The sequence below is a fragment of the Candidatus Methanoperedens nitratireducens genome (assembly GCF_000685155.1).
Classification (GTDB): Archaea; Halobacteriota; Methanosarcinia; order Methanosarcinales; family Methanoperedenaceae; genus Methanoperedens; species Methanoperedens nitratireducens.
In genome coordinates this window covers 481905-500331 of record NZ_JMIY01000001.1, presented here as the reverse complement: position 1 = coordinate 500331, position 18427 = coordinate 481905, and the positions used below count along the sequence as shown (strand labels likewise).

General features: G+C 45.1%; 29 protein-coding genes. 23 read left to right on the top strand and 6 right to left on the bottom strand.

Going from position 1 to position 18427, the window contains the following annotated elements; all coding sequences use genetic code 11:
- Positions 1-34: 34 nt before the first annotated feature.
- Both ANME2D_RS02655 and ANME2D_RS02650 read right to left on the bottom strand, forming a co-directional pair.
- Positions 35-610, bottom strand: a complete 576-nt coding sequence (locus ANME2D_RS02655; protein ID WP_048088979.1) for a DUF356 domain-containing protein — start codon at positions 608-610, stop codon at positions 35-37.
- Between the two features lie 26 nt (positions 611-636).
- On the bottom strand, positions 637-900 hold the full coding sequence (locus ANME2D_RS02650; RefSeq protein WP_157833917.1) for a hypothetical protein: 264 nt from the start codon (positions 898-900) through the stop codon (positions 637-639).
- Between the two features lie 192 nt (positions 901-1092).
- Between ANME2D_RS02650 and ANME2D_RS02645 the strand changes: the two genes are divergently transcribed.
- The 16 genes from ANME2D_RS02645 (at position 1093) to ANME2D_RS02570 (ending at position 13430) form a co-directional block, all read left to right on the top strand.
- On the top strand, positions 1093-2163 hold the full coding sequence (locus tag ANME2D_RS02645) for a formate--phosphoribosylaminoimidazolecarboxamide ligase (protein WP_048088975.1): 1071 nt from the start codon (positions 1093-1095) through the stop codon (positions 2161-2163).
- Positions 2160-3572, top strand: a complete 1413-nt coding sequence (locus tag ANME2D_RS02640) for an NAD(P)/FAD-dependent oxidoreductase (RefSeq protein WP_048088973.1) — start codon at positions 2160-2162, stop codon at positions 3570-3572. Before ANME2D_RS02645 ends, ANME2D_RS02640 begins: the two co-directional genes overlap by 4 nt.
- A 42-nt stretch (positions 3573-3614) precedes the next feature.
- On the top strand, positions 3615-4115 hold the full coding sequence (locus ANME2D_RS02635; RefSeq protein ID WP_048088970.1) for a hypothetical protein: 501 nt from the start codon (positions 3615-3617) through the stop codon (positions 4113-4115).
- Entirely contained in the window at positions 4112-5032 is a 921-nt protein-coding gene (locus ANME2D_RS02630) for a tyrosine-type recombinase/integrase (RefSeq protein WP_048089255.1), read from the top strand. Before ANME2D_RS02635 ends, ANME2D_RS02630 begins: the two co-directional genes overlap by 4 nt.
- Before the next feature lie 143 nt (positions 5033-5175).
- Positions 5176-5361: a hypothetical protein gene (locus tag ANME2D_RS02625; RefSeq protein WP_048088967.1), complete on the top strand. Its 186-nt coding sequence runs from the start codon at positions 5176-5178 to the stop codon at positions 5359-5361.
- A gap of 5 nt (positions 5362-5366) precedes the next feature.
- The gene (locus ANME2D_RS02620) at positions 5367-5645 is read left to right on the top strand and encodes a hypothetical protein (protein WP_157833916.1); all 279 of its coding nucleotides are present in this window, start codon (positions 5367-5369) and stop codon (positions 5643-5645) included.
- Between the two features lie 57 nt (positions 5646-5702).
- On the top strand, positions 5703-8531 hold the full coding sequence (locus tag ANME2D_RS02615; protein ID WP_048088964.1) for a hypothetical protein: 2829 nt from the start codon (positions 5703-5705) through the stop codon (positions 8529-8531).
- A 119-nt stretch (positions 8532-8650) separates the two neighbouring features.
- Positions 8651-8773 (top strand): hypothetical protein, encoded by a 123-nt coding sequence (locus tag ANME2D_RS18790; protein WP_277812896.1) that lies wholly within the window; start codon positions 8651-8653, stop codon positions 8771-8773.
- Positions 8774-9058: 285 nt separating this feature from the next.
- A complete protein-coding gene (locus ANME2D_RS02605; protein WP_157833915.1) occupies positions 9059-9427 on the top strand; it encodes a hypothetical protein in 369 nt (122 codons plus the stop codon).
- A complete protein-coding gene (locus ANME2D_RS02600; RefSeq protein ID WP_048088954.1) occupies positions 9414-10163 on the top strand; it encodes a terminase large subunit domain-containing protein in 750 nt (249 codons plus the stop codon). The genes ANME2D_RS02605 and ANME2D_RS02600 overlap by 14 nt, the downstream gene beginning before the upstream one ends.
- Entirely contained in the window at positions 10164-10823 is a 660-nt protein-coding gene (locus ANME2D_RS16670; RefSeq protein WP_052368522.1) for a hypothetical protein, read from the top strand.
- Positions 10824-10886: 63 nt separating this feature from the next.
- The gene (locus tag ANME2D_RS02590; protein ID WP_048088952.1) at positions 10887-11219 is read left to right on the top strand and encodes a hypothetical protein; all 333 of its coding nucleotides are present in this window, start codon (positions 10887-10889) and stop codon (positions 11217-11219) included.
- Positions 11220-11263: 44 nt separating this feature from the next.
- On the top strand, positions 11264-11494 hold the full coding sequence (locus tag ANME2D_RS02585) for a hypothetical protein (protein ID WP_048088950.1): 231 nt from the start codon (positions 11264-11266) through the stop codon (positions 11492-11494).
- Between the two features lie 632 nt (positions 11495-12126).
- Positions 12127-12696: a hypothetical protein gene (locus tag ANME2D_RS17800; protein ID WP_157833914.1), complete on the top strand. Its 570-nt coding sequence runs from the start codon at positions 12127-12129 to the stop codon at positions 12694-12696.
- A gap of 233 nt (positions 12697-12929) precedes the next feature.
- Positions 12930-13109: a hypothetical protein gene (locus ANME2D_RS02575; RefSeq protein WP_048088946.1), complete on the top strand. Its 180-nt coding sequence runs from the start codon at positions 12930-12932 to the stop codon at positions 13107-13109.
- A gap of 111 nt (positions 13110-13220) precedes the next feature.
- Positions 13221-13430, top strand: coding sequence for a hypothetical protein (locus ANME2D_RS02570; protein ID WP_157833913.1), 210 nt, complete (start codon positions 13221-13223; stop codon positions 13428-13430).
- Positions 13431-13687: 257 nt separating this feature from the next.
- On the opposite strand, the gene ANME2D_RS02565 is transcribed toward ANME2D_RS02570, so the two are convergent.
- The gene (locus tag ANME2D_RS02565) at positions 13688-13849 is read right to left on the bottom strand and encodes a hypothetical protein (RefSeq protein WP_157833912.1); all 162 of its coding nucleotides are present in this window, start codon (positions 13847-13849) and stop codon (positions 13688-13690) included.
- 144 nt (positions 13850-13993) lie between these two features.
- On the opposite strand from ANME2D_RS02565, the gene ANME2D_RS17795 reads away from it, so the two are divergent.
- The 5 genes from ANME2D_RS17795 to ANME2D_RS02555 are packed head-to-tail and all read left to right on the top strand — an operon-like array spanning position 13994 to position 15039.
- On the top strand, positions 13994-14146 hold the full coding sequence (locus ANME2D_RS17795; RefSeq protein ID WP_157833911.1) for a hypothetical protein: 153 nt from the start codon (positions 13994-13996) through the stop codon (positions 14144-14146).
- Positions 14143-14307 carry a hypothetical protein gene (locus ANME2D_RS17790; RefSeq protein WP_157833910.1) on the top strand — a complete coding sequence of 55 codons (165 nt, stop codon included), beginning with the start codon at positions 14143-14145 and terminating at the stop codon, positions 14305-14307. The genes ANME2D_RS17795 and ANME2D_RS17790 overlap by 4 nt, the downstream gene beginning before the upstream one ends.
- Positions 14304-14543, top strand: a complete 240-nt coding sequence (locus ANME2D_RS02560; RefSeq protein WP_157833909.1) for a hypothetical protein — start codon at positions 14304-14306, stop codon at positions 14541-14543. The genes ANME2D_RS17790 and ANME2D_RS02560 overlap by 4 nt, the downstream gene beginning before the upstream one ends.
- Positions 14540-14686, top strand: coding sequence for a hypothetical protein (locus ANME2D_RS17785; protein WP_157833908.1), 147 nt, complete (start codon positions 14540-14542; stop codon positions 14684-14686). Before ANME2D_RS02560 ends, ANME2D_RS17785 begins: the two co-directional genes overlap by 4 nt.
- Positions 14683-15039, top strand: coding sequence for a hypothetical protein (locus tag ANME2D_RS02555; protein ID WP_048088939.1), 357 nt, complete (start codon positions 14683-14685; stop codon positions 15037-15039). The genes ANME2D_RS17785 and ANME2D_RS02555 overlap by 4 nt, the downstream gene beginning before the upstream one ends.
- 198 nt (positions 15040-15237) lie before the next feature.
- Here the strand turns inward: ANME2D_RS02555 and ANME2D_RS02550 are convergent, their stop codons facing one another.
- The 3 genes from ANME2D_RS02550 to ANME2D_RS02540 are packed head-to-tail and all read right to left on the bottom strand — an operon-like array spanning position 15238 to position 17634.
- Positions 15238-16356 (bottom strand): DNA-processing protein DprA, encoded by a 1119-nt coding sequence (locus ANME2D_RS02550; protein ID WP_157833907.1) that lies wholly within the window; start codon positions 16354-16356, stop codon positions 15238-15240.
- A gap of 36 nt (positions 16357-16392) precedes the next feature.
- On the bottom strand, positions 16393-16791 hold the full coding sequence (locus ANME2D_RS02545; protein WP_052368520.1) for a cupredoxin domain-containing protein: 399 nt from the start codon (positions 16789-16791) through the stop codon (positions 16393-16395).
- 18 nt (positions 16792-16809) lie between these two features.
- Positions 16810-17634, bottom strand: coding sequence for a menaquinone biosynthetic enzyme MqnA/MqnD family protein (locus tag ANME2D_RS02540; RefSeq protein WP_048088937.1), 825 nt, complete (start codon positions 17632-17634; stop codon positions 16810-16812).
- A 53-nt stretch (positions 17635-17687) separates the two neighbouring features.
- Here ANME2D_RS02540 and ANME2D_RS02535 point away from each other — a divergent pair, with 53 nt between their 5' ends.
- Positions 17688-17987: a DUF167 domain-containing protein gene (locus tag ANME2D_RS02535; protein ID WP_052368519.1), complete on the top strand. Its 300-nt coding sequence runs from the start codon at positions 17688-17690 to the stop codon at positions 17985-17987.
- Entirely contained in the window at positions 17984-18403 is a 420-nt protein-coding gene (locus ANME2D_RS02530) for a toprim domain-containing protein (protein ID WP_048088933.1), read from the top strand. The genes ANME2D_RS02535 and ANME2D_RS02530 overlap by 4 nt, the downstream gene beginning before the upstream one ends.
- Positions 18404-18427 lie beyond the last annotated feature (24 nt).

Below are 18427 nucleotides of genomic sequence, written 5' to 3'. Positions count from 1 at the left end.
TCTCAGCTCTGGAAAAGAGCACATACTCAAAGCTTTAGCTTAAAAAAGGTGAGTAGTTACCTTTTTTGATATCGTGCCATGTAATGAAAAAAGGGGCAGAGTTATCTGATGGCTCAAAAAAAACACCGATTGAATCAGCATGTCTGAGAATGCCTGTGTACACGACCCCGGAGCCTGTTTGCATCTGTACTCTTCTGTTGACAAATACTCCAAGAAAAACCCCTGAAGACTTTCCTTCTGGATCACCGGTCTGTTTATTTGCGTCTTTATGATATACTTTTGGGATATTAAGATCTGGCAGGATGGGAATTAATTTGATAAATTTATCCCAGAGTGCATGTGAAGCATCCAGGATAAGCACACTGGAATAAAGGGGTATATTCTTTATTTTACTCTGCAATGATTCATAATCCTGAACGATAGGAACAAGAGCACAGATCTCATAGTGTATATCAGACGCTTTATATACTTCGGATAATGTCTTCTCTAAAGAGGCAGGGTTTATTTCTTTTGGCTTGCCTTTAAAGTCCAGGCCTGTCCGATTCATTTCCACTAATGTTGATTTGAGTTTTAAGATATCTGTTGCTCTGATTATTGCAAGAGATTTCATTGGTTATATTCCAGACCTTTAAAGACCTATCTAAATTGTGGTTCCAGAGTGATAGATTCTTTTGATATCGAGATCACAAAGAAATTCTTCTTTGAAGCCAGTATACTTTGCAATTCTTTTATGATCATGGGGACACCTTCTATAATTATTGATATAAGAACCAGTACAGGAGGAACAAGAAGAAGTCCCAGAAGCAGAGCAAGGAGTATTGCTGATATCGAGATATACATGAGAGCGACCAATCCGACAAAGCCTATTAAGAGTGTTAATCTCATTTTCCTGCTTATCATTTCTAAAACTTCGTATCTATAACTTTGCAGCAGGGATATATAAATCATGTGCTTGTGGACGACAGGAGACCATCCAGTAAATCATAAATTAAACAAAAGAAATGCCTTATATTTTCAACTAAACAAGCCAACACATCCATAAGATTAATTAGCTCAGCAAAATATATAGCTGTTGTACTACGTAAATACATGATGGTCACAAAACAGGAGATTCTTGAAATCTTAGAGAACTACGATAAAGATAAACTAGCTATTGCCACGGTCTGCTCGCACAGCAGTCTTCAGATCTTTGATGGGGCAAGAAAAGAGGGCTTCAGAACCATCGGGATCTGCATAAATGCGCCGCCAAAGTTCTATGACGCTTTTCCGAAGGCCAAGCCGGACGAATTTTTCACTGTGAAAGATTATAAAGAGATAATTTCAAAAACAGATGAGCTCGCAAGAAAAAATGCCATAATTATCCCGCATGGTTCTTTTGTTGAATACCTAGGAGCAGCTAATTTCAATAAGCTTCATCTCCCCACGTTTGGCAACCGCCGTGTGCTTGAGTGGGAATCTGACCGGGATATGAGCCGGATGTGGCTTGAAGCTGCGGGTATAAAAATGCCCAGGCAGATAAAGAACCCGGAGGATATCGATTCACCTATGATGGTAAAGTATTACGGGGCAAAGGGCGGCATGGGTTTCTTTGTAGTGAAGAATTATTCGGATTTCCAGAAGAGGATTAACCCGGCTGAAAAATACACCATACAGGAGTTCGTTCTTGGAACACGTTACTACATGCATTATTTCTATTCACCTATCAAGCATGAGGGCTATGCATTGAGTAAGGGTACACTTGAGCTCTTAGGCATAGACAGACGCGTGGAATCAAACGCCGATGAGATCTTCAGGATCGGTTCACCCACTGAACTGGCTGAGGCTGAGATATATCCAACGTTTGTTGTAACAGGCAACCTGCCACTTATCGTAAGGGAGTCACTTCTCCCCAGGGTCTTTGAGATGGGAGAGCAGGTTGTTGAGAAATCGCTTGAATTGTTCGGAGGTATGGTCGGTCCTTTCTGCCTTGAGACCGTAGTAACCGACACGCTTGAGTTGAAGGTCTTTGAGATCTCAGCACGCATCGTTGCAGGGACAAACCTGTTTATTTCAGGCTCGCCTTATGCGGACCTGGTGGACGAAGGACTTTCAACAGGACGGCGTATCGCCCGTGAGATCAAGACGGCCCGGGATATGGATTTGCTTTCAGAGGTGATATCATGAGACCGCAAAAGCAGGAATATGATATTATAATCGTGGGAGCAGGGCCTGCTGGCATGTTCGCTGCAGATGAACTTGCGGGAAAAAAGGATGTTCTTATCATCGATCAGGGACACAGTATAGATGAGCGTGAATGTAAGATGAAGCGTCAGGGCATCTGCACCCACTGCAGCCCGTGCGATATAATGTGCGGTGTGGGAGGAGCCGGGACTTACTCTGATGGAACCCTGAACCTCCGGCCTGATGTAGGCGGTGACCTGGCTTTGCAGGTACAAGATCACGAGTATGCCTGGAAACTGGTTGACCATGTAGATAAGGTGTTCGTGAGATACGGTGCGCCTGAGCAACTGTATATTCCCAGAGGAGAAGAGGTTGAACACCTGAAGCGCCGTGCTGCGGCTTTTGGAGCAAGGTTTATTGAAATAACACAGAGACATATGGGGTCTGATAATGCCCAGAGGGTGATCGGCAACTTTGAGAAAGACCTGAAAGATAGAGGCATTGAGTTCCTGCTTAATACTTCAGTGGATGACCTGATTATCAAAAATGATGTCTGTACAGGTGTAATATTAAAAAATGGACTGGAGATAAGATCTCGCTCTACTATAATCTCGCCCGGCAGGGTTGGAGCAACATGGATAGATGAGCTTGTGAAGAAACATAAAATAGGGGCAAAATACGCTCCGATTGATGTAGGTGTGAGGGTTGAGGTCCCTGCGATTGTCATGGACCCGATTACCAGAATTAACCGCGATCCAAAGTTCCATATACAGACAAAGACCTACGATGATTTTGTAAGGACATTCTGTACTAACGAGCATGGTTTTGTTGTCAAGGAAGAGTACGAGGGATTCATAGCTACAAATGGGCACTCCATGAGGAGTATGCAGTCTGATAATACTAATTTCGCTTTCCTTGTGAGGATCGATCTCACAGAACCTATGGAGAACACTGTACGTTATGGCAGATCGATCGCCAAACTTGCCACCACCATAGGCGGAGGAAAACCTGTACTTCAGAGGATGGGCGACCTCAGGCGCGGCAGGCGAAGTACAGGAGAGAGGCTTAAAAAGAACCCTGTGATAAATACGCTAAAGGACGTGACTCCAGGAGATATTTCCATGGCTCTGCCGCATCGTATAGTCACTGATATAAGAGAAGGGCTTGAGGTACTGAATGAGATAATACCTGGAGTAGCATCTGATTCAACCCTTCTGTATGCACCCGAGGTCAAGTTCTATTCTATGCAGGTTCTGGTTGACAGGAATATGGAAACCACGATCAAGAACCTGTTCGCAGCAGGGGACGGCGCAGGTCTGTCGCGGGATATAGTGAATGCTGCGGCTACGGGTGTTATCGCAGGGAGAGGGATTTTGAAGAAAGAGAGTTCTATTCTGCCTCTGAGTACATAGATTAGTAATCTATATATGGATTGACCTACTAATACTGAATACATGGCAAAGACAAAATGGCAAGAACAAATGGGATTAAATGAGAATACTGTTACGGTGATGCTGTACGCTCCTGAGGTTCGGGCGAAAAGATGGTTAAAAGACGCAAAAACACAAGGAAAATCACGAAGCGAATATGTTCAGGAACTGGCCAGCGCCGGGGAGGAGCTATTCAAACAGGATACGGAGCCGATTAATTACTCTGCAACTGATGACGCTGAGAAACTGAGGGCGAGAATTAAGAGCCTTGAACTGCAGCTCATCCAGGAAAGACAGAGAAATGCACAGCTTAACGTTACTCTCGAAGGTCTGACAGATGAGATGATTCTTGAATGTTTGACTTCAAAGAAATTCACGGATATAGATATCATCATTCAGACTATTATTAATCAGCACTTCGGAGCAATGATCATACAGCCGGTGATGGCTGCCTTATATCGCCTGGCAGAACAGGGGCAGGTAGAATATTCACGCAGGATCAATGGATGGAGGCTGATAGCATGAGCGAGCCCGGAACACAGATTTATTCAAATGGTATGCCTGCTCTTGAGGATTATATCAGGCGCAAAAGGATAACAAATAGATCGCTCAGGACAATATCTGAGTATTCCAGGATAGTAGTTCGGTTTTTCGAATGGGTGGGACACAAAAAACCTGAGGAAATCACAGAGAGAGATATCGAGCGATATCTTGAACATATGCAGGATAAAGAATTGAGTCGGAACAGCCAGGCCAAATATATTGAAGCTCTATCATCGTTTTTTAACTTCCTGCATAAACGGCCCGAATACAATGTTAAAATTAATCCTGCTGCCGATCTATCGAGTGAGATAAAGCACGAGAGAAAACCGCGTCCGTCAACAGCAACCTGGGAGAATGTCAGGAAAGCCATCTTATCTATGACGGATCCGCGCGATCAAGCTATTGCAGTTATTGCAGCCAAGACAGGTATGCGGATCTCGGAAATTCTCAATCTTGAAATTCAGGACGTAGATCTTCAGAACGGATTTGCTCTTATTCGTAAGGGAAAAGGCGGTAAATCCAGGAGCATACCGATTGATGATGAAATTATTAAGGTCCTAAAACGGTGGCTCATAATTCGACCAAAGGATATCAAAGATAACCACATTTTCACATCGATCAGAGGAACACACCTGAATAGGGATACAGCAAGGAAGCGTCTTAATGCTGTAGCTATTACTAATGGCTTATCAAATGGAAAAGATTTTACCCAGAAATTTACACCGCATACCTACAGGTCAGTGTTCACTACAGAGATGAGGAATGCGCGCTGCCGTGAGGATATCCTGAGGAGGATCAGAGGGGACGCGCTAAGTGCTGTTGCCGATATTTATACGATTGTGACACCAGAGCAGATTAAAACTGAATATGAGCGGTGTGTACCAAAGTTGGGGCTATAGGTTTTTAATTTTTTGCGCTATTACTGCAACTTAGTTTTCTGTTTTTTTCAGCTTTATAAGGGAGACTAACAATATTAGTAGTATTAATGATTGAAAAAGCATAACAGGATAATGTTTTAGCTTAAATTCAGTCAGGAGAATTAATGACAGAATCCATCGTAAAGAGCGTAAGCTTTGAGCCCAAAACATTTGAGCGGCTTGAGAAAGAGAGGGGCATGGTACCCCGGAGTACCTATATCAACGCAGCGATTCGAAAAGCGCTGGCTGAAGGGCTACCAACTCAACCAGCCAGCGCCGCCAACCGTCCAGATCGGAGGGGTCAGCGGTGATTACAATGCAGGCATCGCCTATAGCCATTTCGCAAACTATAGCGAGCGCGAAAATACATCGTACTTCAAGTGGCCAGGTCCTTGGTGCTGTTCTCTGGATACCTGGTAAGATCCTAGATTCTTGTGTTACTCCAGGACAGAATGAGGTTTCTATCGCCTTTGAAGACAACAAAATGATAATAGTGGCAGCAGCAGAAGAAGCAGAAGCCCGACCGAGCGAGGCCGGGCGGAACAGCGAGCGTATCAACGAAGGCGAGCTCACTTATGTATCACAACGACTTTAAGGGTTATAAAGCTAACTCTTCGCCTGTAGTGTGCCCGGGACGCAGGGAGGCAGAGGCATGAGCACGCCCAACGCCGACATTCTCCTGCAGCAGCGCGCATGGTTGGACAGGCTGCAGGCAATCTCCAGAAAGCCCATCCTCATCAAGGCGATAGAAGGCGCGACACCAGAAGACGCGAGCGACACCGAGGCTATGCTATACAGATGGAATTATTATAAGGACGTATGGGGCCACACCAGACAGCCGATTTATACCAGGCGTATACTCGATAATGAGCTTCTGTTTGATCCTGATGTCAAAGATTGGTCAGTGCTGCACCGCGAGTTCAGCAAAATTGTGAAGCGCTGCAGGATAGATAATATCCCACACCAGTTAAGCTATTCAGGCGGCAACGGTGTACACCTGAGCATATTCTTTTCTGATTTAGACCTTGATGCAGAACTATTTGACAGCGCTAAAACTCTTGATGTCGATTTACTGAAAATCACCAGGCAAGCGCTGCTAAAAACAATTCTTGACAGGAGCCAGGTAACCAGGGACATTATCAAACTGGATGGCAAAAAGATCAATTTCGGCAAAAACAGGTTAGGCTCACAGGTACGGGAATACGGTACTTTAAGGCCGAATGGTAATTTCAAGACGCCCATAGACGATATACCAGCGACAAGGCCGGATCCCGGCAGCTTACCATTACGATTCCCGGATAAACTCGAGTTGTGGGATATAAGCGGATACAAGAACGATATAGAGAGCGCAATCAGGACCGAGATAGAAAAAGCAACTTCTAACAACGAATTTAATATAAACGACCTGGATTTTACCGACACTAAAATCAATCAGTTCCCGTGTATTAAACTGCTGCTCGATAAAGGCAGAGATTCGCAGCGGTATTATGGGGGCGCAAGCATAGCTCTAATGGCTAAAAAGTGTAAATATACGTGGGATGCCATTGAAAAAACGATAGAAAAATTCCTGAAGAAATGTGATGGCCTGACAAAAGATGATATCATGCTGCGGCTAAACAATGTCAAACCGCTGTTCGAACAAGCATATACAGGCACGGGCGGGTATCATTTCTCATGCAAAGAACTTAAAGAAATCTTCGGCGCCGGCTATTGCGATTACTGGAACTGTCCTGTCCGAGACAAGAAGTATAGAGCTGAAAAGGACAGCGCGCCAGAAGATAACGAACCGGCCAGGGTGGATATAAAGAAGGCCGCCATGGAGATCGCAGAACACGGGGATCCACTCAAGTTCATTCTAGACACTCACCAGTCAATCCATGTCGGCGACGTGGAAACGGCCAAAGTCCTGGCATGTTCGATAGGCAGCCAGTCGGTCCTTAACAGCGACGGAATCCAGCCCAAAGGCAGTGGAGAGAGCGGAAAAGGCAAAACCCACTGCTTCAGAGCGATGCTTCATCTTGTGCCTAAGAAGTGGAAGATAGCGACCACATTATCTGATAAAGCTATCTTCTACATGAAGATACCCAGAGGCGCGGTCATATTCTCTGATGATACTATCCTATCCGAGGGCCTGGAAGGGGTGATCAAACGGGCCTCGTCAAACTTCCAGACAGGCGACACACACACAACAGTGGACGCTAACCGAGAAGTTAAGACGCTGACGATACCGCCGCGTATTGTGTGGTGGCTAACGTCCGTGGACGATTCGCAGAGCTCACAACTGCTCAACCGCCAGGTCTGCGTTGAGGTCGATGATTCACCTGATCAGGACCTCAAGGTCATGGAATTCCAGTACAGGCTTGCGAAAGAAGGCACCGAGAAATACCCAGAAAATACTGACGTGTTTATTTGCCGGGAAATAATCAGAGATATCAAGGAGCATGCCCACAAGGTCAGGATCCCTTATGTGGATGCTATCGCCTGGAAGAACCCGGAGAACAGGCGCAACCTGGATATCTTCTTCGACCTGGTAAAGGCATTTGCCGCGATCAGGCACAGGCAGCGACACAAAGACCAGGACGGTTTCCTTATAGCGCATATCAAGGACTATGAGGACGCGGAGCAGCTATACAGGCAGAGAGCTACATCACAGACGACCAAGCTCAATAAAACTGAGATGCTGATCATACAGCACCTGAAAGACCACTATGAGGCCTCCGCCGAAACGCTGCAGAGGGTGGCTAAAATCAGTGCAGGCAGGCTCAGCCAGATCATGCGCGGTATGGACGGAAAATCGGGCATGCTTGAGAAGGTCAAAGGTCTGGCATGCATGAAGGTGGCTGACAAAGATGGAGATGAAGATGCTACCAGAATTTACTACAAAAACGTGTATCAATTGGACGATTTTTGTATATGGGATAGCTATGAAACAGTAGTCGCTCTCGATCGTTCAAAACTCAACGATTTAGCGTTTTATGCACAATTTAGTCATGATTTAGCACTAAAACTAAATCATGAAATCGTTAGCAGTATAATAAAAAATAATAATATATATAATCAATTTAGTGATATAGAGAGAGAGCACACCACAAATATTGGTATGGGTAGTGGTAAAAAAGAAAATGAAAAAATTTCTTCTTCTCTCTCTAAAACAGCTAAAATGGCTAAAACGCTAAATCGTGCTCCTACTGATAACGGTTCGACACTTTACCAGGCGGCTAAATCGTCGGCTAAATCGTCCATAGAGGATAACGGCAAGTCTGATACTGATATGTTGACTGCGCTCAGGAAGCTTCATCCCGGCTTCTTGCAGGCAGCTAAGACGGGCAGGTTAAACAGCCTTGCAAAGAAGGAATACGATAAAGGCAGGACAAAGGACGCTTTCCGCGAGTATTTCATCCACATGCTCCCTGAGTACATGCAGGATAAAGGGAAAGTGGATTTTGCTATCAATGTTCTGGAAAAGGAGCCGGCAGCATGATAAACCGCTTGCATCACTTTGGTTGGGTGATCCAACATTTCGCTGAGTGTGGCTATCAGCTAGATCCTTACGTCATTCCATACCTCGCCCGGCTCCCTAAAGAGGATCTCAATAAACTGTTGGATCTGATAGAGACTAAAGATCCTGATGTCCTGGTAATCACCTATGAGGTAATCAAACAGATCATGGGGTGTACGATCGGATTTATTGACGGTCAGACTTCTAGCGAGGTGAGATCATGACCAACAAGCCATATCACAAAAACGAAGTGCGGCGGAAGTTGAAAAGCGATCCTGACACGCGCTGCAGGTACATTGGGAAATGCGGTATGAATTGTAGAGGCTGTGGCCGGGCAAATTATTTTCTGGGAAATAATCCTTGCAACTCAGTAGAATTAGGAGATCATCATCATGCCTAGAAAATGCACAATATGCGAACATGAACAGAAAGACGAAATCAACACGGCCTTAGTGAAAGGTGAGCCGTATCGTTATATTGCGGAACGTTACGGTACATCAGCAACAACTTTGGTGAGGCACAAGGATCACCTACCCGTAGAGCTGACAAAGGCACAGGCAGCGCAGGAAGTAGCACAGGCTGATACACTTCTGGACCAGGTCAAGCAGTTACAGAGAAAGGCATGGGAGCTGCTCGGCAAGGCAGAGGCAGCAGGTGATCTAAGGACGGCGTTGCAGGGTGTGCGTGAGGCGAAAGGCTGCCTGGAATTATTGGCCAAGCTCCAGGGCGAGCTGCAGCAGGAAGGAACAATCAACATCACTCTGGCGCCGGAGTGGCTGGAATTACGGACGGTCATACTGCATGCCTTAGAACCATTTCCTGAAGCTAAACTCAGGCTTGCAGCTGCACTACAGGAGGTCGGCCATGATCAGAACTGATCTCACAGCTGCATTAGATCCTGTGGCCTTCGCTGCATCGCTGGGGTTCACACCTGATCCCTGGCAGGCTCACGCGCTCAGGTGGAACGGCAAGCGCTTACTGCTAAACTGCTGCAGGCAGAGCGGCAAATCCTCTACTGCAGGGATCCTGGCATTGCACAGGGCCTTGTTTTATCCCGGCTCTCTCATCTTACTTGTGAGTCCATCGCTCAGGCAGTCTAGCGAGCTCTTCAGGAAGGTTCAGGATGCTCTCAGTAAGCTTGAACAGCAGCCTTCACTGCAGGAAGATAACAAGCTCTCTCTCACGTTAGAGAACCGCTCCAGGATCGTTTCCCTGCCTTCCACAGAGGCCACCATACGGGGCTTCTCAGGCGCTGCTCTCATCATCGAGGACGAAGCGGCGCGAGTCGGTGATGAGCTGTATTTTGCTGTCAGACCTATGTTAGCTGTGAGTGGTGGGAAGCTGATCTTGATGAGCACCCCGTTTGGCAAGAGAGGCCATTTCTTCCGCGAGTGGACTGAGGGGCAAGCATGGGAGAGGATCAAAATCACTGCTCATGATTGTCCGAGGATCTCCGCCGAGTTCCTGCAGGAGGAAAAAGCAGCAATGCCTGATTTCTTTTATCAGAGCGAATACCTGGGCTCATTTACTGAAACCGTGGATCAGGTGTTCACGTATGAGCAGGTCCAGAATGCGATATCAGACGACATTGAACCATTGTTAATAGGTGATTAAATGGAAGGGAAAGAAAAATACACAACGTTTAAAAACAATATCATAGGAGTTGATTTAGGTCAGGCGCAGGACTACACAGCCATATGTGTGCTGGAGCAGCGGCAGCCAGCAGATCAGCCGAAGCCGCTATACCTGGTGCGATACCTGGAGCGAGTGGCATTAGGCACACCATACCCGGTGATCATCAATCATGTGGTGCGGATATATAACAGCCTGTGCAAGCTCGCTGATCATGGTAGTGGTGGCGGGCCTGTTCTAGTAATTGACTCTACAGGCGTTGGCCGGCCTGTTTTTGATAGCTTCAAGCAGGCAGACCTGCACCCTGTCGGGATCTCCATACACGGAGGCAGCACTGTTACACGTGAGGGTGATATCTACAACGTACCAAAGCGTGATCTCGCTGGTGTGCTGCAGGTCCTGTATCAGAACGCAAGGATCAAAGTAAGCAGCAGGCTGAAGGACGCGCAGACGTTCAACAACGAATTGTTAAATTTCAAAGTTAAGATCAACATCAAGACAGGTCATGACTCATATGAAGCATGGAGAGAGGGTGTACATGACGATCTTGTGCTATCTGTAGCATGTGCTGCCTGGTATGGTGAGACAACAGGCGATCCGCGCAGGTTCCAAAGCATGGTAGTCAGCAAAAGAAGATGGTAAAATATGTTACAGAACATATCACAGTCATTCAATGACAAATATATTAAAAGAGGTAAATAAGAAATGTTAGACCAAAACCACATAGCACAAAGGTCGCTGAACAGCATAACGAACCGAATAACCGACGAGTTGCGCGAGATCAAGTCAGCACGGTTGCGAATCGAATCGTTAGAAAAACACTACTCAGAGGCGGTTGCATCAGGACAATTGCTTCCGGAAGAACTGCAGGAGCTCGAAAAAAAAACAAGCGTGGAACGCGAGCGCCTGACGGAGAAGGTGTACAGAACACAGAGCATCGTGATCCGCTTGCAGGCAGTCCAGGACGGTGTCCTGTGGCGCCTCCGCGAATCTGAGAGATTGCTTGAAGAGGCAGGCAACATTCGGTTATACTTCTAGTCATTTAATATGACATATGAAAATAAAAAGGAGGTGAAAAAAGCATGAGATACGTAGAATTAGAGGACAACGAGTTGCCGTCAGAACGCCTGGCACGGCTCAACGAAGAACAGAGATCTTTGGAGCTGGCAGTCATGAAGCGTCAGCTCGACAATATTCAGCGCGCCCAGAAGCGCGCGGCAAGGCTATTGCGAGAAGCAAAGTACATGGCTAAACCGTCTGAGTACGATACAGACGAGTTCCCGGCCTTCTCTGCTGCGGATTTTAGCGGCTGAGCATGGGCTGGCATGTGATCACCACTCCGCAGATCCAATGAAGGCGATGCCTGAGGATCCTGGCGGAGTTTGAGGAAAAAGAATAGAGAACAAAAACACAAGTATGAAATCAATAGAGGTAAAAATATGACAGAAGAACAAAAAACAGAGACTATAGCATTGGTAGGAGGGGCTGTGGTCGGCATTGCTACAGTAGCGCCTGACGATACCCCGGCACGGAGGGATAAATAATGACGTCATTATGGAGCATAAGCGATCAAATTCTCGCTAGCAAGCTCAACAAGTCATTCAACACAGGACTTGATGCGAATAAGGGCACACCGACGGCAATAGGAGAGGCGTATCTAGCGACAGATACCAAGAAAATATATTTTTCCACAGACGGAAGCACATGGGATATGATACTGTATGACGATGATGCGGTCTATATAGATTCAAGCGGCAATGTCGGTATCGGGACAACAAACCCTCAAGGCAAGTTACACATTAGTTGGCCCGACGCCAACTACATTTTTACGAGTGATTCTACGAGCGGATACACAAGCACGTTTATGATGGACGACATTGGGTTAAAAATTGGTCATGGCAGTGTTATAAGGGATATTGAGTTCCAGACCAGTTCATTGACGCGAATGACGATTAGTCAAGGCGGCAATGTCGGCATCGGGCTCACAAATCCGGCCGGTCTGCTTGATGTCAACTCAAAGTTCGTGGTTGGTGCAAGCAGCATCACAGGTACGCTTGTGAACGCAGCAAACGGGCTTATTAGTTTTGACAGTAACAGAGACATCCCCCACCTGAGACCGAAAGCAGCATCTGCGAATCTAAGACATAGTCACGATTCTCTCTCATCTGCTGTATCTACTTCCACCTATGAACTTCTTAAGACAATGACTTTTACGTACGGTATTCGTGGTACTCTGCGGATTGCTTTCCGTCTCGTGGGCAGCGGTGGCGGCACATCATACGCAAGAGTGTATAAGAATGGTTCTCCTATCGGCACAGTACAAACCCAAAATGGTTCTACTTCTAGTACCAAAACAGAAGATATTAACGTTGGTTCTCTTAGTTCAGGAGGTACCTTAGAAGTTTGGGGTAGTTCGGATGAATTTGGAGGACAAACAACTGCGGTTCAGGAATTCCGCATATATTATGACAATGCAGCAGACACTGTATTAGTTGGTGGCGTAACAACATCGTGATACTCCATCATCTTTAATCAATGTTTTTTGCGAGCCTCTGCTCACCAATCCCTGCGGAAACCACAGCCCTTTTTTACTTTTTAACACCTATCTGAAAGCATGCATCCTTACCGCGTCATTCAGGGTGAATCGAATTTAGACCGCAAAGCACGTCTTGAATCATGGGAACGGCAAGTCCTGGAACGAAAGGGCGAACGCAGGCGCGCTGTGATCAATCGCTTAAATGGTGAAGCATGATTTACACATGCACAGGCACGCGTCAGCGAGAGGTAGAGCGACAGGCAGCCGAGATCCTGAGTAACCTGGAGCAGCAGGGCGGTGGATACAATTACCAGCTCAGTGTGATCAAGACCTCGCGCACCGAATGGACCGGGTCGCTTATCGTGGGATTCCACAAAGACAAAAGCAAGTGATCTACTGCAGTAAGTATTTCCTGGGAAATAATTGTTTTTCATTCTTTTCACACTGTTAGAAAGTATATTGCTCAGGATGCGATATGGGCGCTTTTTACCACGGGAGCATGATTGTATCGTCAGGCTGTAGAACGCTTGAAAGCTTTTAACGGCAGCCTGGAAGAAATTGATTTTGAGGGGTGCCTGAGTGATGGCCAGGTTCTGGTTATTGTGGTGGTTGATGAGGTGGAGGGCATTGCTACCAGCCATTCCACAGGTATCAGACCATGTCCTGCCTGGAGATCATGCAGTATATCGCATCCTGGAGGCTCAGCTGTGTAAATGCTCTTTCAAAATGCAGCTTTTTGAGACAAAATTAAAAAATAGTACCCTCTTCGCGCAACCGCTTTTCTATTTCATAGGCATCCATGATGCATTTGTTGCAATCGCCTTTGCAATTAGGATGCAAACGTCTACAGACGTGATCCATGTCCATCATGATTTTTATGATCCCTGCTTCGGCTTTCCTTCTTCCAGGATCTGCAGCGCAGTGTCTATCTTTGCGTTCAACCGCACAAGGATATCGTGGTCTTCTGTGGTCATGCTGTTGGCTCCTGTTTCGGCTTTTCAATCTTCTTGATGTCGATCTCAATGTAATCGTCCTTTTGCAGTCCTTCGATATCCCACACTTCTTTAGGAATCACAACACGCCTTTGAGTTGCGTCTTTTATTTGAATTATCGTCTTTGTCATATTCACCATTTTAAACCATATTTCACCATAAAGTATATAAGCATTGTGTAGAATAAAGACATTGTGGTGAAATTCACCATATATGAAAGTAATCACTGCCTGTCTCTCACCAAAGATACCAGGCAGCGGTTACACCAATGGAGGTATAACGAAATGAATAACGTAAGCGAAGTAAAAAAGGCTTTCCGTGCTGCACGGATAGCAGGCGAACAGATGCTTTCTCATGGCAGAATAACATGGGATGATTTCTCAAATACAATGCGCGGCTATGAGATCGAGCTGGAGGGCATGGGGGTGGATCTGTGACCTCTCATTCTTTCTCTCAGCTCATGCGTGAAGGTGCAACTAAAGCAGACCTCATGCAGCACTTTTGCTTGAATGAGGAGCAGTACGAGCGCGTGGTTCTATGTGTTGAGAGGATCCGCAGCGAACAGGAACAGAAGCAGAAAAAAGAAGAAGGGAGGTGAGGCAATTGGGTGAATTCCACGATGTATTCAAAGAGGCCCAGAAGCTGCCTGCAGGAGCGTTCCAGGATTGGCTCTGCCGTGCATACGGTTCAATGGGCGCAGCTCTGGAGGATGCTCCTGCACCGTCGAAGGGCAACACGCTGAGATACCTACGGCGGTCTATCACAGAGCTCTGCGAGGAATGGAAGAAAGAGAAGCAGTATGGCGAGCACGACGAAGAGCAGGAGAGATCATGAACACACTCACAGCCCAGGAAGCCACCATTTTGTTAAAGAACCTGGCCAAGTACGACTTGACAGATTTAGAGCGCGAGGCGATTAGCATGGCCGTGACGGCTATCACAACCATCGAGAAACTGGCAAGCGAGGAAGTGACATGAAAATACTTTCTGCCGATGAAGCGGTTATACTGCTGGAAAGCATGAGCGCCAAAGACGTAACACCACACGAGCGAGCGGCGCTTGGTATGGCTGTCCGTGTGCTCATGAAGGATCGTGGAAGCGGAAGCGAGGCCCCCCCACCACCACAAACGCAGTTAAAGTTACCGAAGCAATACGCGCAGTTCTGGCAGGAGCTGCAGAGGATCTACGAGCTCTCAGACGAGGACATGGATCAAATCGTAACAGAGCAGATGATCCACTACCTGAACCTGATGCATGACGAGCTGTCAGCAGTGCCTGTGATCGGTATAGACCGCGAGAGTATCAAGGAATCGATGAGCTTGAAGCTGTGAATGTGAACGTAAAGCCGTGCTGTCGTGCAACCTGGCTTCTTTTTTTTACCGTCCCCACCTTCGTTGGCCAGGCACGAAAGCAGCACGGTTTAGTTTTTCTTTTCTTCTTTTATTTGCCGGGAAATAATCGGGAACGAAGCTGAAAATAATCTTTTGAAAAACAACATACATTGACTAATCTATATATGGATTAATGAACTATGAGTACATAGACAGCTTTGTTATTTTATCTCCCTCTATATGTTTCTTCTTTCCTTTTCTTTTATCCTCCTTCTTTGTGCTGCTGATACTGTCCTTGAGAATAAACCGCTCATTGTTATCATCTGTTTCAGGGATGCTATTTAATTTTGTCTCTTTTTCTGCTATTTCGTTATAATTAATTTTAAAATCATTGCTTATAAAATGGAGAAAATCACTGACCTCTATATATCCTCTATCATTTAGAAGATTATTTAATACATCAGCCGGGTCTAAAACATTGATTGCTCCCAGATAAACAAGATCTTTCTGATAATTTGTATAATTGGTACTTGATTCCCTCAGGACAGGTATTACGAATATTTTCCTTCCAAGTTGAACAGCATGCTGCACTGCAATTGATGTCCCTGTTTTCTCTTTAACCTCGGCTGCAATTACAGCCTTACTCAAACAGCTAATGAGTCTATTTCTTTCTTTTAACCTGAGATCCTGACATCCAGCACCCGGCGGTGATTCTGAGATTAGGGCGCCCCCATTATTGACTATGTCTTTTGATAGTTCATCATTCTCGGATGGGTATATCTCATCGACCCCGCTACCTAATACTGCTATTGTCCTTCCTCCTCCATCCAGTGCGCCTAAATGTGCTGCAGTATCGGCTCCCCTGGATAATCCACTAATAACAATATATCCATTCTCAGCAAGGGTTTTACCACAATCTCTTGTCAATCGGTTCCCGTGATGGGTAATATTTCTGGCCCCTGTAATAGCAACATTCTTATTAATATCTTCTGGTAGTTCTCCTTTGATATACAACACAGGAGGTGGGTCTTTTAAATCTTTAAGTACGCCTGGATACTCTTCATCAAAAATGCAGTATATCTGAATACCCTTCCCTCTTGCCAGATTGATGGATGAGGCATACTTCTTCTTATCAATAGATTTTGATTTTAAGATATTATTAACTACTTCACCTCCGCCAATTATATCCTCAAGTTCTGATCGGGGACTCTCCCAGATATCGTCTATGGATTCAAATCTACTATTTAATTTTAAAATTATCTCAGAACCAACCTGTTCTATATCCTGAAGTATTAAGCAGTCAAGTAGATCAAGCATTATATACATTGATAAAAGTTATGAAATATATAGTTATCAATCTACGATTATGCGACCATGCGGCATGAAAGGATGGCTTGAGCAACTGTATTCAAAAGTTCCGGTTCTATTGAACGTGTAATTCCATGTATCTCTCTTATCCAGTGGCGGTGATGTGATATCATCTACATTTATTATGTGCTGTGCACTATCCATATTCTTCCATATCACAGTCGTATTTTTTATTACCCTCCACTCAGGTGGATTAAATGATGAACCTTTTATTTCAACATAGACTGTAGTAGGCTCAGAGATCGGGAACTCCGGGGTAATCTCAGGAGTAGTTATCGGTGTCTGATCCACGGTGGTGTTTGTCACTGGTTCTGTTTCCAGATAAACGCAACCTGACAGGGCTGCAATCAACAGGGATAAACACAGTACCCATATTTTAACCATCTATATCACCTCAATATCTCAATCCGGCTTATTAAAAAATCTGAGTTTAACATCATCTATAATCCCGCAATCCTCTGCATATTTAAAATAAAGCCGAAGGCTCTCTACACTATCTGCATCAAGATCATAATTCAATGTATGTAGGTATTCTCGCATAAATCCGCAATCAATATTTTTCTCATTGGCTATATAATTAGCTATTTCATTAATGTTTTTATAAGCATATTCCTTTGATTCAAGAAGTGCTTTCAGCACACCTTTCACCTTATCTGGATGGTGTATTGCGAAGTCCTTCCTGACGACCCATAATGCATAAACCATTTTTTTACCTGTGATCTTCTTCCATTCGTTGCCCAGATCTGCAATAATACGATATTTTCCTATGGCATGAATCGCGCTATCGCCAATCAACAGAGCCGCATCCCCTTTCTTCAGCATCAGATCGATATCTGTCCCAGAACAGTGCTTGATTTTAACATCTATGTCCTTAAGCGAGAGTATAATTCTGACCAATGTAGCCGAACTCGCAGTTGTTTCGGGAATGCAGAGTGTTTTTCCCTCAAGATCCGAGAGCTCAAGCTTTCCATTTGAGCATATCAATACACTCTTAGTGAAATCATTGGATGTAATGGAAAGGTCAGGCAGTATCAGGAGATCATCTCGTTTTCCGTACATGATCGAGGAGATGGGGCTGATATCAAGTTCGCCTTTGAACAGCCTGCGCGCAAGTTCGACCGGGTGTGCCTGCGTAATGCTGATATCAGGTACTTCTATCCTGCCGTGCTCAATGGCGTAATAGGGGAAATCGCAGTTAGCAAAAGCGATCTTACCAAGATGGATCATAATCTATTAGATTTGGAATAGCTGTATATATTAGTTTGTTGATGATATGCATAATGAAAGATGCAGTTAAACAGGTCAGGGATGGTGTCATACTTGACCTTGAGATCTCACCAGGTGCGAAAGAGACTGATGTGAGTGGATATAACCCATGGCGCAAGCGTATAGAGATCCGATTATCAGAGAGAGCAGAGAAAGGAAGAGCGAATGACCAGCTTATATCGTTTTTATCAGGTCTGTTGAATGTTAGCTCCAGAAATATTCAAATAGTCGCAGGTTTAACCAGTAGTCGAAAATCTGTGAAGATAATCGGAGTAAGGGCTCAGGAGATTTTGAAGGTTTTAACTGAAAGATGAATATTAAAACACTCGAAGATATTGAACGTCTTGAAAGCATAGAAGAAATTATTTTAGAGCTTAAAACACTTGCTGACAGCGGGGCGATCATTGTAGTTGAGGGAAGGCGGGATGTAGAATCGCTGCGGTCTCTTGGAATAAAAGGTGATATAAGGCTTGCCTCCCAGCAGCCATTGCTTGAATTCACAGAACTGTTATCAAAGAGTGGGAAGGAGATTATTCTATTGACAGACTGGGATAAAAAAGGTGGTATAATGGCTCGGAAGATAATCTATTATCTTCTGACCGATGGTATTATGCCAAATACAGATATACGCTCAAAGATACGGAATCTTGTGAAAAAAAGAATTAAAGATGTTGAAAGCCTTAATAATTACGTTAATAAGCTAAGATACGAACTACAGGATAAAAAATAGAAATTCACAAAAAATTTAGAACCA